General features: G+C 61.3%; 11 protein-coding genes. 8 read left to right on the top strand and 3 right to left on the bottom strand.

Annotated elements, in window-relative coordinates:
* Nucleotides 1-46: 46 nt before the first annotated feature.
* The 3 genes from ABK249_RS29665 to ABK249_RS29675 are packed head-to-tail and all read left to right on the top strand — an operon-like array spanning nt 47 to nt 4,366.
* The gene (locus ABK249_RS29665; protein WP_348864702.1) at nt 47-955 is read left to right on the top strand and encodes an amino acid--[acyl-carrier-protein] ligase; all 909 of its coding nucleotides are present in this window, start codon (nt 47-49) and stop codon (nt 953-955) included.
* 4 nt (nt 956-959) lie between these two features.
* Nucleotides 960-1,943: a DUF1839 family protein gene (locus tag ABK249_RS29670; protein ID WP_348864703.1), complete on the top strand. Its 984-nt coding sequence runs from the start codon at nt 960-962 to the stop codon at nt 1,941-1,943.
* Nucleotides 1,940-4,366: a glycoside hydrolase family 2 protein gene (locus ABK249_RS29675; protein WP_348864704.1), complete on the top strand. Its 2,427-nt coding sequence runs from the start codon at nt 1,940-1,942 to the stop codon at nt 4,364-4,366. The genes ABK249_RS29670 and ABK249_RS29675 overlap by 4 nt, the downstream gene beginning before the upstream one ends.
* Here the strand turns inward: ABK249_RS29675 and ABK249_RS29680 are convergent.
* Nucleotides 4,334-6,169 (bottom strand): alpha/beta hydrolase family protein, encoded by a 1,836-nt coding sequence (locus ABK249_RS29680; RefSeq protein ID WP_348864705.1) that lies wholly within the window; start codon nt 6,167-6,169, stop codon nt 4,334-4,336. The two genes, ABK249_RS29675 and ABK249_RS29680, sit on opposite strands and share 33 nt — an antisense overlap.
* A 437-nt stretch (nt 6,170-6,606) precedes the next feature.
* Between ABK249_RS29680 and purU the strand changes: the two genes are divergently transcribed.
* The 3 genes from purU to ABK249_RS29695 all read left to right on the top strand — a co-directional run bounded on the left by purU (nt 6,607) and on the right by ABK249_RS29695 (nt 10,836).
* Entirely contained in the window at nt 6,607-7,491 is an 885-nt protein-coding gene (purU, locus tag ABK249_RS29685; protein WP_227704582.1) for a formyltetrahydrofolate deformylase, read from the top strand.
* Between the two features lie 74 nt (nt 7,492-7,565).
* Complete coding sequence (locus ABK249_RS29690; protein WP_348864706.1) at nt 7,566-10,214, top strand: aminotransferase class III-fold pyridoxal phosphate-dependent enzyme; 2,649 nt, start codon at nt 7,566-7,568, stop codon at nt 10,212-10,214.
* Between the two features lie 424 nt (nt 10,215-10,638).
* The gene (locus tag ABK249_RS29695) at nt 10,639-10,836 is read left to right on the top strand and encodes a hypothetical protein (protein WP_037154310.1); all 198 of its coding nucleotides are present in this window, start codon (nt 10,639-10,641) and stop codon (nt 10,834-10,836) included.
* 56 nt (nt 10,837-10,892) lie between these two features.
* Here ABK249_RS29695 and ABK249_RS29700 read toward each other — a convergent pair whose 3' ends face one another.
* Nucleotides 10,893-11,129: an Lrp/AsnC ligand binding domain-containing protein gene (locus tag ABK249_RS29700; protein ID WP_037154402.1), complete on the bottom strand. Its 237-nt coding sequence runs from the start codon at nt 11,127-11,129 to the stop codon at nt 10,893-10,895.
* 54 nt (nt 11,130-11,183) lie between these two features.
* A complete protein-coding gene (locus ABK249_RS29705) occupies nt 11,184-12,107 on the bottom strand; it encodes a LysR family transcriptional regulator (RefSeq protein ID WP_037154308.1) in 924 nt (307 codons plus the stop codon).
* A gap of 99 nt (nt 12,108-12,206) precedes the next feature.
* Here ABK249_RS29705 and ABK249_RS29710 point away from each other — a divergent pair, with 99 nt between their 5' ends.
* Together ABK249_RS29710 and amaB are read left to right on the top strand one after the other, a co-directional pair.
* Nucleotides 12,207-13,490 (top strand): NAD(P)/FAD-dependent oxidoreductase, encoded by a 1,284-nt coding sequence (locus tag ABK249_RS29710; protein ID WP_348864707.1) that lies wholly within the window; start codon nt 12,207-12,209, stop codon nt 13,488-13,490.
* Nucleotides 13,491-13,546: 56 nt separating this feature from the next.
* Nucleotides 13,547-15,088, top strand: a complete 1,542-nt coding sequence (gene amaB, locus ABK249_RS29715; RefSeq protein WP_348864708.1) for an L-piperidine-6-carboxylate dehydrogenase — start codon at nt 13,547-13,549, stop codon at nt 15,086-15,088.

Raw genomic sequence — 15,088 nt, forward strand, 5'->3', positions numbered from 1 at the left:
TCGTCAAATGAATTGCCCTTCAAATGAATTGATTGAGGTGAAGCCAATGGACATGCAAGTTTCCTTTCTCGACCGCCTGTTCGATGCAGGCCTTCTGATCGAGACCGGCGTCGACGGTCTTTACGGCCGAAGCGGCCAGTTCGAGGACGTCATCGCCGCTTTCGAGCGACTGATCGACAGGGTGGGCGGCGCCGATGGTGCCGAGGCCATGCGTTTTCCGCCGGGCATGAACCGCGAATTCTTCGAAACCAGCGGCTATATGAAGAGCTTCCCGCAGCTTGCCGGCACGGTGCATTCCTTCTGCGGCAGCGAGCTCGACCACATGAGCCTCCTGAAATGCATGGAAGTGGGCGAAGACTGGACCAAAGGCCAGGAGGCGACCGATATCGTACTGACGCCGGCCGCCTGCTACCCGCTCTACCCGACGGTCGCACGCCGCGGCAAGCTGCCGAAATCCGGCGGCCTCTACGACCTGCAGAGCTATTGCTTCCGCCATGAACCTTCGAAGGATCCGGCCCGCCAGCAGCTTTTCCGCATGCGCGAATATGTCTGCATGGGGACCGAACAGCATGTGACGGACTTCCGCCAGCGCTGGATGGACCGCGGCGTCGAGATGATGACGTCGGTCGGTCTCGACGTGACGATCGACGTGGCCAACGATCCGTTCTTCGGGCGTGCGGGGAAAATGCTGGTGAATAACCAGCGCGATCAGAACCTGAAGTTCGAGTTGCTGATCCCGATCACCTCGACCGCCAAACCGACCGCCTGCATGAGCTTCAACTACCATCAGGACGCGTTCGGCACGAAATGGGGCCTCTACCTGGAAGACGGCTCGACGGCGCACACCGCCTGCGTCGGCTTCGGCCTGGAGCGCATCGCGCTGGCGCTCTTCCACACCCACGGCCTCGACGTGAAGGCGTGGCCGGAAAGCGTTCGCGCCGTCCTGTGGGGCTGATGCCATGACATCGGTCTTCCCCGGCCTCGATCCGGCCAGCTACATGCCGCATGTGCTCCACTCGGCGGAACGCATGTGGCCGGAAACCAATTGCTATGTCGATCTCTGGATCGAGGTGCTTTCGGCACAGAACCTTCCGCCGGAAGCCATGCTGGGCTTCACCTTGACCCAGGATTTCGAGGGCGACCAGTTCACCTTCTTCAAGGTGCCGCTGGAGGACCTTGAAACGCTCTACGGCATACGGGTAACCGAGCTGGCGATCTTCGACCGGCCGGAGCGGCATGTAGCGGAGCAGATTGCCAGAGGTAGGCTCGCGCTGATGGAACTCGACAGCTATTACCTGCCGGATACGCGCGGCGTGACCTACCGCCAGGAACACGGCAAGACGACAGTGGCGATCAACCGGCTCGATCTCGAAAAGCATGAGCTCGACTATTTCCACAATGGCGGCTTCTTCACGCTCGGCGGCGAGGATTTCGAAGGCCTGTTCCAGATGGATGCCGGGACTGACGCACTCCCCTTCCTGCCCTACACGGAATTTGCCAAGTTTCCCGCGGCCTACCCCGATATCCGGGATATCCGCGAGACGGCGTGGAAGCTGCTGCGCCATCACTACGCCCGGCAACCCGAGGAAAACCCTATCCGCGCCTTCGCGGATGTCTTCCCGGCGCAGGTGGAGCGTGTGGCGGAGCGGGATTTCGGCTTCTTCCACAAATACGCCTTCAACACCCTGAGGCAGGTCGGTGCGAATTTCGAGCTGCTGGCCAGCCATCTTGCCTGGCTGAACGGTCGGGCCTTTGCGGAAGCCCGGCAACAGGCGCTGAAGATCGCGGAAGTCGCGAAATCGACCCAGTTCCAGCTTGCCCGCGCGGTGACCCGGAAGAAATTCTCGCCGCTGGCAACCGCGCTCGACCCGGCTATCGAGGCCTGGGACGTGCTGATGGCCGACCTGGCGCTGACGGCAACCGAGAACCGCGAGGCGGCGTGAGAGCTCTTTCGCTGATCGGTGTTGAGACCAGCCTTCTTAACGAGGACTGGTCATTGGTTTTGACCGAACCCGGTGCCTACGCCCTGCCAAGCGATCTCCCTTCGATGCCTGAGAACATTCCGGCAATCGTGCCCGGCACGGTGGCCGCAGCGTTGGAGGCGGCCGGCCGTTTCGACCGCGACGATCCCGAACCCCTGATCGACAGTGACGTCTGGTATCGCCGCTCCCTGGCGGGAGAAACACCGGGGCCGGTAATTTTGCGCTTCGCCGGGCTTGCGACGGTGGCCGAGGTTTTTCTCGACGATCGCCTGATCCTGTCTTCCAAAAGCATGTTCGAAAGCCACGACGTGCCCGTGAACCTCGCTGGCCGCGAAACGCTGTCGATCTGTTTTCGGGCGCTGAAACCGCATCTGGAAATGAGCGGCCCCCGCGCCCGCTGGCGGCCGCGGCTGATGAACAACCAGGGCCTTCGCCTCATCCGCACCACCGCGCTCGGCTTCATGTCCGGCTGGTGCCCGGACGTGCAGGCGGCCGGTCCATGGCGACCGGTTTCATTGATCAGAGCAGTCAGAAAGCGGATTTCCGATCTCCGCTTCTCAGCCACGCTCCGGGGTGGAGAAGGCGTTCTCAAAGTCTGCTGCGCGTACGAGGGTCCGGCTCGCGATTTCCGTCTGGTCTGCGACGGGCAGGAAGTATCCTTCGGGTTTGCTGAAGGAAAATATTCCGCCGAACTGCGCCTGCCCGACATAAAACCCTGGTGGCCGCATACCCATGGCGAGCCTGCGCTGCATGACGTGACGCTGCGGATTGACGGCGAGAGATTTCCGCTTGCCCGGACCGGTTTCCGGACTGTTTCCGTCGATCGCGGCGAAGACGGCAACGACTTCGCACTGATCGTCAATGGAGAGAAAATCTTCTGCCGCGGCGCGGTCTGGACGTCTGCGGATATCGTGAAACTGCCGGGCGACCGCGAAAGCTATGAGCCTTGGCTCAGGCTCGCCAAGGACGCGGGCATGAACATGATCCGCATTCCCGGTATCGCCACCTACGAAAGCCCGGATTTCTTCGCGCTTTGCGACGAATTGGGATTGATGGTCTGGCAGGACTTCATGTTCGCCAATTTCGATTATCCGGCTGCCGATCCGGATTTTGTGATTCACGTGAAAAAGGAAGTGGAGCAATTCCTGGCTGCGACGCAGGTGTCGCCGTCGCTCGTGGTCCTCTGTGGCGGCAGCGAAATCTATCAGCAGGGTGCGATGCTGGGACTGCCGGAACGCATCTGGAAAGGCCCGCTTTGCGAAGAAACCCTGGCGGGCCTCGCCGGCGAACATAGACCCGATCTGCCATACATTGCCAATTCTCCGTCCGGCGGCGCACTGCCCTTCTATCCCAATGCGGGTGTGGCGCACTATTACGGCGTCGGTGCCTACAAGCGCCCGATTGAAGATGCACGCCGGGCAAATGTCCGTTTCGCGGCCGAATGCCTCGCCTTCTCCAATCTTTCCGCCACGGAAACGCTCCAGGGCAGCAAGGCCGGCATTCCGCGCGATGCCGGCGTCGACTGGGATTTCGAGGATGTACGCGATCATTACCTCGGCGAGTTCTATGGCGTCGATCCCCAAGAGCTTCGGAATGGTGACTTCGGTCGCTATCTTGCCCTTTCCCGCGCCGTGACCGGCGAGGTGATGGAGGCGACCTTTGCCGAATGGCGACGGCCGGGTTCCACCTGCAACGGCGCGCTCGTCTTCACCCTCCAGGACGTCATGCAAGGACCGGGTTGGGGCGTGGTCGACGTCGACGGACGGCCGAAATCCGCCTGGCATGCGCTGAAACGCGCCTTCCGGCCGGTACAGATCATCTTCGCCGACGAGGGCACCAACGGGCTGGACCTGCACCTGTTGAACGAAACCGGCGGTACCCTGCCGGTCGTGCTCGAAGTCACCTGCCTGCGCGACGGCAGGATACCGGTGGTTTCCGGCCGCCGTGAACTGACACTTCCCGCCCGCGGCAGCGAAAGCCTTGCCTGTGTCGATCTCTTCGGCGCTTTCTTCGATGCCAATTATGCCTATCGTTTCGGCCCGCCCTCTCATGATGTGACCGTTGCCCGGCTCAAACATGCCGAAACAAGCGAATTGATCGCCGAGGCCTTTCATTTTCCGCTGGGACGCGCGAAGGCGCTGCATGATGCCGGCTTTTCAACATCGCTGGAGGAGGATGACGGTGCCTTCTGGCTGCAGCTTTCGACGGATTGTTTTGCACAGTCGGTCAGTATCGATGCCCTGGGCTACCGTGCCGGCGACAACTGGTTCCATCTTGCGCCGAACGCACCGAAACGGGTGCAGCTTGAAGCCTTGCCCGGAGCCGCCGGGCGGCCGGGCGGCACGGTTCGTTCACTCGGCAGCAACCGCGTCGCGCGTTTCTGACCGGTTGGTATCGACCGCCGGAGCGAAGCGAAAAGCCATCTTCCTCAACGTGTCGAGATAAATCTCGCGAGCGTGATCCGGCGTCAGGTTATGATCCGCGTCAGGAATGATCGTCGACGATACATTCGGAAAGCGCGAGAGACCCGACCCGTCACGACCGAAATAGAAATCGTATTGTTCGAGGCCAAGATCGTTCTCACTGTAGATCAGTGAAACCGGCATGCCACGCTGGTGAAGCGCACGAAAAGCGCCATAGATCGCCCGCCCCTCGGGGAGAACGGCGCGGAAAACGTGTAGGAGCTTGTTCCTGATCCGGCTGCCGATACCCTTGACGATGTTGCGGACTGCGGCGAGGACATCGACCTCGCCCTTCAAAATCCGCTTGAACGTCTCTACCCTGAGGGCGCGCTTGCCGTAATCGTCGAGGCTGCGCGTACCGTTGATGATCGCATCCTCGACCGACCGGCCGGGACGCCAGCGGAAGACAGCCGGATTGACCGAGACATCGCCGGCGATACGCGGCTCGACAAGCGATGCCTGGAAACCGAGATAGGCGCCGCTGCAGCGGCCGGATGTAACCACCGGCGTCAACCTGCGGGCTTCGAGGAAATCGATCGCTTCCGATACATCGGCATTCTGGCTTGAATGATAGAGCACCTGTTCCGGCCGTCCGGACACGGGCGGGCTGTCGCCCGCACCGGCAGTATCGAAACGCAATGACGCGATACCCGCCCGGGCAAGCGCCCGCGCCATTGTTACGGTCGTGCGCCCCCAGCCGGCATGCCGGTCATAGGCCGAGGTGAGAAAGAGTACCGTCGCGCCCGCACGCCCGTGCAGCGGCTCGCAAAGAACCCCGGATAGCCGGCTGTTGGAGCCGAACCGGACGGGCGTTTCGGCAAAGCCGTCGCCGGCAAGCGGCGCAATTGCCGCCCTTTGGCTTTCTCTGACGGAATGCGGCTCGACGGGAAGCGCGGCGATCCAGTCGACCAGGTTCTCCGCAACCGGCAGCGGTAGTTTAGAAATCGCCGGATTGGAGACCAGTCTCTCGTAACCTTGGAATACCTGCTCCGTCACATCGGCGCCGAGCCCGCGAAGATGTGTCGCGAAGTCGTGATCCGCGGGCCGATCGGCCCTTCCGACAACCAGTGTCCGCAGGGCCGGCACCCGGTCAGCCGTCATCAGATTGACCTTGCGAACCTCCTCGGCGACCTCGGCCGGCATCGTCAGCGACGCAATCGAGACGCTCGCCTTCTGTCGCTGCTCCTCGGGAAGGCTCAGATTCTCGTCCACCACCCTGGACCAGACGGCAAGTTCGCGGACATGCAACCGACCGGACACGACCGGCGCAAGATAGGCAATGGCTTCGAGACCTTCGATCTTTTCAGCGGCCTTCGCGGCGACGACTGCACCGAGACCTTGCGAAACGACGGCAATGCGCTCGCATCCGGAAAGGGCCTTCAGATGAGCGCCCGCCGCGACGAGGCTGTCGGACCAGACGCCAAGACCATTCTTAAAATCCACGCCATCCAGCGCGTCACCCGTGCCGGGATAGTCGAAGCGAAGGCTGGGGATACCGCGATCGGCAAGCTTTTCGGAGATGATCCGCCAGAACTTGCGCGTGCACATTTCCTCCAATCCCCAAGGGCTGGCGAAGAGCACGGCGAGACCGGACGGCTTGGTGCCGGCGCAAGCAGGCGCGAAAAGCCCGATCGTGCCGCCGAAGGTCAGCGGCTCGGAGGCTGGGCGTGGAATGAGACCTGATGCTTCCCGAACAGGCCGGGATTTCAGTCGAGCGTCCGTCATGGTCGTGCCGGTAATTGAATCACTGCCGACAGCAATACGCTGAACCTCCCTCGCGAAGCCTTAAGGAATTTCTTGCAATTTTATCGATTGCCGACGGAATGTGCCGAAAAGAGGCTGTCGAGCAGGCGTCCGCGGCTTGCTCACGTGGCCTTCAGCACAGTCAATAGCTCTCCGAATACGTTCAGGCGGCGACAATACGCGCTCGGACGGCGCAAAGGGAATGGAATTTTGATCAGCTGTCCCTAAGGTCGGCGTTATGAAAAACGCTATGAAAAAAGCCGAGCCATGGAACGGATGAAGCGGCCTCTGTACACACAAAGACATCGAGCGTCAGCTAATTTGGGCATTTTTCCCTTTCGTTCTGGGCTGGGTATTGTCCTGCGCCGCCTTTATGTATACACGAATTGGCCACCGATGACGGAGGAGGGAGATTTTAGATGAAGAACTATGTCCTGACGGTCACCTGCAGATCCACGCGCGGGATTGTTGCTGCGATATCCGGTTTCCTTGCCGAAAAGGGTTGCAACATCATCGACAGTTCGCAGTTCGACGACCTCGACACCGGCAAGTTCTTCATGCGCGTCAGTTTCCTTTCCGAAGAGGGGGCTGAACGGCCGGCCCTCATCGAGGAGTTCAAGTCGGTTGCCGACAGGTTCGCGATGGACTGGGACATCTTCGATGCCGAGGACCGCATGAAGGTGCTGCTGATGGTCTCCCGCTTCGGCCATTGCCTCAACGACCTGCTCTACCGCTGGAAGATCGGGGCGCTGCCGATCGACATCGTCGGCGTCGTGTCGAACCATTTCGACTACCAGAAACTGGTGGTCAACAACGACATCCCCTTCCACCACATCAAGGTGACGAAGGAGAACAAGCCGCAGGCGGAAGCGCAGTTGATGGACGTGGTAGAGTCGAGCGGCACCGAGCTGATCGTACTCGCCCGCTACATGCAGGTGCTTTCGGACAGTCTGTGCAGCAAGATGTCGGGCAGGATCATCAACATCCACCATTCCTTCCTGCCGTCCTTCAAGGGCGCCAACCCTTATAAGCAGGCCTACCAGCGCGGCGTGAAGCTGATCGGCGCGACGGCCCATTATGTCACCGCCGATCTCGACGAAGGTCCGATCATCGAGCAGGACACGGTGCGCATCACCCATGCGCAGTCGCCGGACGACTATGTGTCGCTCGGTCGGGACGTCGAAAGCCAGGTACTGGCCCGCGCCATCCATGCCCATATCCACCACCGCACCTTCATCAACGGCAACCGCACCGTCGTCTTTCCGCCAAGCCCAGGCTCCTATGCATCCGAGCGCATGGGATAAGCTCGGATAAAGCCCTATGGACGTGCGGTTCTACCGCACTATCCTCTTCGGAAGAGCCATTTCCGGAGAGGTTCATGTCCGACGTCATGCCCGACCTCATCGATGTTTCGTCAACCGGTCCGTCGATCGATGCGGTGGAGGAGATCCTCCGCGAGCAATATGGCCTTTCAGGACAGGTTTTTCCGATCGAGGGGAGGAAGAATCCTTACTTTCTGATCGACAACGGCCACATGCGCTACCTCCTGAAGGTGGCACCCGCTGACTGGCCTCTTGATAAGATCGAGACCGAACATGCCCTGATGCGCCATATCCTGCGCGAGCCGGACGGGCCGCATGTTCCCGAGCCCGTGTCCACCAAGGATGGAAACGACACGATCGTCCTGCCGCTTGCCGGCGAGGATCGACGCATCCGCCTCCTGACCTTTCTCGATGGCACCTCACCACAGGCAGACGAGAAACTGTCGGACGAGGCGATTGCGGCCTTCGGTGCGATGTCCGCCTCGCTAGCAAAAAGCCTCGAAGACTTCGAACATTCGATTCTGGAACAGGAGCCGGAAAGCGACCTGCGCAAGGCAGGTCCGCAGACTGTATCGCTCTTGTCAGCAGTCGCCGACCAGGAGACACGCGACATCATCGCCAAAGCCATGGTGACGGCATTGCGGCGCATACAGCCGCTCGCTCCGGGTTTGCGCACCGCTGTCACACACCAGAACCTCGACGCCGATGCCGTCATCGGCGAGGTGACCGATGGCATCTGGCTTCCGACAGGTCTGACGGACTTCACCGGTCTTTCCAACGGCTGGCTCGTCGCCGGCCTCGCCAATAGCTGCGCCTATATGCTCGCAAACCGCGACGGTGACTCCTCTGCCCTCCTGCCGGCAATCCGCGCCTATCATGACATCTATCCACTGACGCTCGCAGAGCTTGAGGCGCTCTGGCCGCTCATCGTCGCCCGGACCGGAATCCTTTCAGCCAAAGCCGAGAATAGGCGGGTACAATCCCCGGACGATCAACAGGTGCAAGAGGATGCGGAAAGCCGCCGCACCGTTCTCCATGCGGCGACCACCGTCTCCCCAGCATGGATGTTCGCAGCCATCCTCGATGTGACGAAGATGACGAAACCTCTGCCGGAGATCGGCCGCCTTCTGCCGGACATCGATCCGGATACGCTCCGGCTCGTCGACCTCAGCGTCACAAGCCCGCTGCTTTATGGCGGTAACTGGACCGATCCGGAAAACGATTGGAAACTGCTGGCACGCGTCGCGTGGGAAACCGGCCGTGGAAGCACGCGTTACGGCGAATATCGCCTTTCGAAGAGTTCAGCCGACCCTCTGCAGGAACCGGAGAGCTTCGCGCTCCATATCGACGCCTGCGTACCGACCGGGACGACAGCGGTGGCACCTTTCACGGGAACGGTGAAGCGCGCCGGCACGCGGCTTGTCTTTGCCGGTCGCGAGCTGACACTGCATGTCGAAGGACTCGAATGCGAAATTGCCGAAGAGACCAAGCTTGAGGCAGGCGAACCGCTTGGAATGGTTGCCGGGGCGGAAAATTCCGTCGGCGGGGTACGTCTGCGCTTCTGCCGCGATCCGGATCTTGTGCCGCCGCACTTCTGTATTCCCGGCGAGGCGGGAACATGGTCCCATCTATGCCCGTCCCCGGCGGCCTTGCTCGGCGTCGATGCCGATGCGCCGGACCCGAAGCATCCAGACCGGCCCGTCCGCGGCTGGAAGGAGTATCTCTTCGATGGCACCGGGCGTAGTCTGCTGGACCTCACCGGCAACGCCCCTTTGATCGGTCACGGTCATCCGGGCATCGCGGCCGCAGCCTACCGGCAGCTCCTGCTGCTGAACACCCCGCCCTCCGGCCCGTCGGAAGCAGAACAGCATCTCTCCCAGCGCCTTGAGGATCTGGCGCCTGAAGGGCTCGCGACCGTGCTTGTTCTGCCCAGCCATCGCGATGCGCTCGATCACGCTCTGAACGTAGCCCGTGCCCATACCGGCAGGCACGACCTCGTCGGTGTCGTCGGCCTGGTGCCGAAGGTCGCTGACGATGCGATGGTCCTTTGTACCAGCAGCAGGGAAGAAGCCGCGGCGGCGCTGGGAGAGGACGGCAAGGCCGGGCTGCTGCTGACCGGCTTTCCCCATCCGGCCGACAGCCTCTCGGAAATATTGAACGCACTGGCCCGCAACGAAGGCCTCCTCGTCATCGATGAGACCAGCACGGGCTGGGGAAGGTTGGGCCACCATGCTTGGGGTTTTGAAGCATCCGGCCTCCGGCCCGACCTCGTCATTGCCGGCCTTCCCGGAGAAGATATCGCGGTTCTTTTCATGCGCGAGTCGATCGCCGCGTCCCTGGAACTCACGGCGGGCCGGGTCAGTCCGGTCGCCTGCACGACGGCCGCAACGGCTGTCGAGATCAGCGAGCAAGAGGCGCTTCGCGAAAACGCCCGGCTTGTCGGCGATCATCTGAAATCGGCGCTGCAGGAACTCGCCGCCCGTCATCCGGCGATTCGCGCGGTGCACGGCATGGGGTTGTGCCTGGCCCTTGTATTCGAGGATGACACCAAGGCCAAGGCAATCCGCCAAGGCTTGAGAAAAGACGGCATTCTGATCGCTTCGAACGGTCGCGACGAACTCGTGATAGCGCCGCCGCTGTGCTTCAGCCGCGAAAGTGCCGATCTCCTGGTTGCCCGTCTGAAGGCGCTCCTCTCGGAAAGTTGAGCCTTTCGCAGACCGGAAATTCCTGCACCCGGTTCTTGCGTGAGCCGGAAGGCTCCCTATTTAAACCGTGACGGACGATGGCCGTGGACTTGCGAATGAAATTTCACAATTCCGCCCTTTTCCTGTCATGAGTCGGAAAAAAATTCTAGTTACACTGATTTTTGTTGATAGCGCTGTGGGACTCACCTACAGTCAGTCATCATCCGGTCGGTTGAGCCTGATCGGTTTTTCACGCAACACCAAAAGGGAGAGTGACATGCTTATACCTGTTTTCGTCGCCGCCTTGGGTGAAGGTGCGTCCAAAATGATCGGCACGGATCGCCGCTCCCTTCCGTGCTGTCGAATGTAACGCTTTCGGTTCAATCGTTCCTGAAAATTTTCATTCGCCAGAGCTGTATTTAAGCAGCCACTGCGGGAGTCTGCCATGCAGAAGCAAGTTATTGAGTTCGGCGGGGAACCCGTCGGTATCGTCATTCCGGATGAGGATCGGCTGAAGTTCATCGCCGTGAAATTTCACGTCATCGATCTCGATGAGCAGCGATTCAATTCTGCGGACGAAGTGCGCCTCGCGATTCGCGATCTTGTCCGTTCGCGCAACTTGGCGCCAACGGCACATGTCTGAGATCCTATTGATATTTCCGCAAAAAGCCGCCTTCGGGCGGCTTTTTCGTTTCCCTATCAGAAAGCAGTGAAGGTGATCGTCGTAAGCGAACGTTCGATGCCGGGAATGGATGCGATCTTTTCGTTGACGAACCGGCCGATCTCGTCACTGTCCTTGATGTAGATCTTCAGAAGCAGGTCCCAATCGCCGCTGGTCGAATAGAGTTCGGAAACGAGTTCGGTCTTGTAGATGGCATCGGCGACTTCATAGGTCTTGCCGGGCTTGCAGCGAAGCTGGACGAAAATGGGTTTCATGGACGTCTTCCCGTCGGTCGGATCGCCTGCGCGATCAATGATGGACATACCCGACTATTGGCCGATGCGTCCGCCGTTCGCAAGCATATCCTGCTCGACCTCCTGGACGATCCAATCCCGGAAGGCAGCAAGCGGCGGATAAGTGGCGCGATCGGGCGGATAGGCAAGATGGTATTGCCCGGTTTCCATGACCTGTCCTTCCACAGCCGGTACCAGCAGCCCCTGATCCAGTTCCCGGCTGATCAGGAAACGCGGCAGGAGCGCTGCGCCAAGCCCCGCGGCGGCCGCTTCGACCATGGTCATGAACTGGTCGAGCAGCATGCCATGCAGCGCATCGAACGGGACCTTGTTTCTCGTGAACCACAGCTCCCAGGCATCCGGCCGCGTATTGAGATGCAGGAGCGGCGCCTTCAGCACATCCGCCGGAGCTTTCAGATTATGCCGCATCTTGAAATCAGGGCTGCAGGCCGGCAGCACTTCTTCTTCCATCAGGAAGGTGAGCGCCGCGCCCGGCCAGCGGGCGGCGCCGAAATGGATGGCAGCATCGAGCGTATCGAAGCGAAAATCGAACGGCTCCAGCCGGGTAATGAGATTCACGACAATGCCCGGATGCGCGTCGAGAAAATGCTTGATCCGGGGCGTCAGCCAGCGCGTACCGAAGAACGGCAGGATGGCGAGGTTCAGCGTTCCGCCGGAAGGGTTGGCCTTGAGATTGAGCGAGGCATTGGAAATGCGCCTCAACGCCTCCCGCACCTCGCGGGCATAGCCGTCGCCTGCGAGCGTCAGCCGGATCGTCTGCCGTTCGCGCAGGAAAAGCGCCACGCCGAGCTGATTTTCCAAGGCCGAGATCTGGCGGCTGACGGCACTCTGGGTGAGGCCGAGTTCGTTCGCCGCCGCCGTCACGCTGCCGGTACGCGCTGCTGCTTCAAAAGCCGAAAGCAGCGAAAATGAGGGAAGGAAGCGCCGAGGCGGCAGCATGTCATTCCTCCAGCGAATGACCTGTTGAGAACATGTCGATATTCATCGATAACAGCTCTCTGTAAAGAGAGGGTGAGTGACGCCTCCGGACAATCCATCATGCTGAACGATCCCCGCTCTCACGGCCTCTGGGAAAAGACCGCGCCCTATCCACCCCTGACCCCGCGGCTGGAAGAAGCCCTCTCCACCGACGTGGCGATTGTCGGTGGCGGCTATACCGGCCTCTCGGCTGCGCTGCATCTGGCCGAGGCTGGAGTGAATGTCCGGCTGCTCGAGGCAACCGAGATTGGTTTTGGCGGAGCGGGTCGCAATGTCGGCCTTATCAATGCCGGCATGTGGGTCATGCCGGACGACTTTTTGAAGGAACTCGGGCCTGCCTATGGCGACAGGGCGCTCGAACTGCTTGGCGACGGTCCCTACCTCGTTCGGGACCTGATCGAGAGGCACGGCATCGCCTGCGAACTGGAAAAGAACGGTACATTGCATTGCGCCGTGGGGCCGGAAGGAATGAAGGAGCTGGAGGAACGCGCCCGGCAATGGCAGAAACGCGGCGCGCCGGTGATCCTGCTCGATGCTACCGAGACGGAACGGCGCATCGGCACGAAAGCCTATGCCGGATCGCTCCTTGATATGCGCGCCGGCACGCTGCAACCGCTCGCCTATGCACGGGGATTGGCGCATGCGGCGGTGAAAGCCGGTGCGAAGCTCCATACCGGCAGCGCCGTTATCAATACCGGCGAGGCGAACGGCAGGAAGATCCTCAAGACTGAACGGGGTGAGGTATCCGCCGATTGGATCATCGTGGCGACCGACGCCTACAGCACCGGCCCCTGGGAACAGGTGCGCCGTGAGCAGGTGCATCTGCCCTATTTCAATCTCGCTACCACGCCACTCAGCGACAATCTTCGCCGCTCCATTCTGCCCGGCCGCGAAGGCTGCTGGGACACCAGGGAAATCCTCTCCTCCTTCCGCATGGATCAGGCCGGCCGGCTGGTCTTCGGCTCGGTCGGCGCGCTGCGCGGCACCGGCATCGCCGTTCACAAGGCATGGGCGAAGCGTTCGCTCGCTCGCCTCTTCCCGCAGATCGGTGAGGTGGAGTTCGAGGCGGAATGGTACGGACAGATTGGCATGACCGACAATGCGCTGCCGCGCTTTCACAAATTCGGCCGTAACGTGATCGGTTTTTCCGGCTACAATGGCCGCGGCATCGCGCCCGGCACCACCTTCGGAAAGCTGCTTGCCCGGCATATTCTCGGCGAGGTTTCCGAAGCCGACCTCCCGCTGCCGCTGACGGAGCCGAAAGAACCGGGCTTTCGCGCGCTGAAGGAAGCCTATTACGAGGCGGGCGCACAAATCGCCCATTTCACCGGCGAACGGTTCTGATTGCTAAACCGCCGCCGATTTCTAAGATTGACCGAAATTCGATTCCGGAGACCGACATGACCCTTGCCACTCTCGATCTCGCTGCCGAGGTGAAAGCCATCCTGGGCGATCTCGGCGTGAAAGCCGAAAACTATACCGGCGGCACCCTTGCCGTCCGTTCGCCGATCACCGGCGCCGAAATCGGCAAGCTGCCGGAAGAGACACCTGCCGGCGCAAGACAAGCCATCAAAGCCGCCCATGAGGCTTTCCTCGAATGGCGGCTGGTGCCGGCTCCGAAGCGCGGCGAACTGATACGTCTCCTCGGCGAGGAATTGCGCGCAGCCAAGACCGCGCTGGGCCGGCTGGTTTCGATCGAAGTGGGCAAGGTGATTTCCGAAGGCCTGGGCGAAGTGCAGGAAATGATCGACATCTGCGATTTCGCGGTCGGCCTCTCCCGCCAACTCTACGGCCTCACCATCGCCACCGAACGCGCCGACCACCGCATGATGGAAACCTGGCATCCGCTGGGCGCGATCGGCATCATTTCCGCCTTCAACTTCCCCGTCGCCGTCTGGTCCTGGAACGCTGCGCTCGCCATCGTCTGCGGCAACTCCACCGTCTGGAAACCGTCGGAGAAGACCCCGTTGACCGCGCTCGCCACCCAGGCGATCTTCGACAGGGCGCTCACCCGCTATGTCGCCGAAGGTTATAGCGCTCCGAAGAATCTTTCGACGCTTCTGATCGGCGGCCGCGAGATCGGCGAGATTCTCGTCGACCACAAGAAAGTGCCGCTCGTCTCCGCCACCGGCTCGACCGCTATGGGCCGCACGGTCGGCCTGCGGCTGGCACAGCGTTTCGCCCGCTCGATCCTCGAACTCGGCGGCAACAATGCCGCTATCGTCGCCCCGACGGCCGATCTCGACCTCACGCTCCGCGGCGTCGCTTTCGCTGCCATGGGCACGGCCGGCCAGCGCTGCACGACGCTGCGCCGTCTCTTCGTGCATGAAAGCGTCTACGACGCGCTGGTGCCTCGCCTGACGAAGGCCTATCTGTCCGTTACGATCGGCAGCCCGCTGGAGAACGGCACACTTGTCGGCCCGCTGATCGACAAGGCGGCCTACGAGAAGATGCAGAAAGCCCTGGAAGCAGCGAAATCCGAAGGCGGCAAGGTGACCGGAGGCGAGCGCGTGCTTGGGAACGAGGCGGCCGACGCCTATTATGTCCGCCCCGCGATTGTCGAAATGCCGGCCCAGACGGGTCCGGTCAAGGACGAGACTTTCGCGCCGATTCTCTATGTGATGAAATATTCGAGTTTCGAAGAGGCACTGGACCTGCATAACGATGTGCCGCAGGGCCTCTCCTCCTCGATCTTCACCAATGACATGCGTGAGGCCGAGACCTTCGTCTCCGCACGCGGTTCGGATTGCGGCATCGCCAACGTCAATATCGGTCCTTCGGGCGCCGAGATCGGCGGTGCCTTCGGTGGTGAAAAAGAAACCGGCGGCGGCCGCGAATCCGGCTCCGATGCGTGGAAGGCCTATATGCGCCGCGCCACCAACACGCTGAACTATGGCCGCACCCTGCCGCTGGCGCAGGGCGTCAAGTTCGACATCGAATGA

The sequence above is a fragment of the Neorhizobium phenanthreniclasticum genome (assembly GCF_040066075.1).
Lineage (GTDB): Bacteria > Pseudomonadota > Alphaproteobacteria > Rhizobiales > Rhizobiaceae > Neorhizobium > Neorhizobium petrolearium.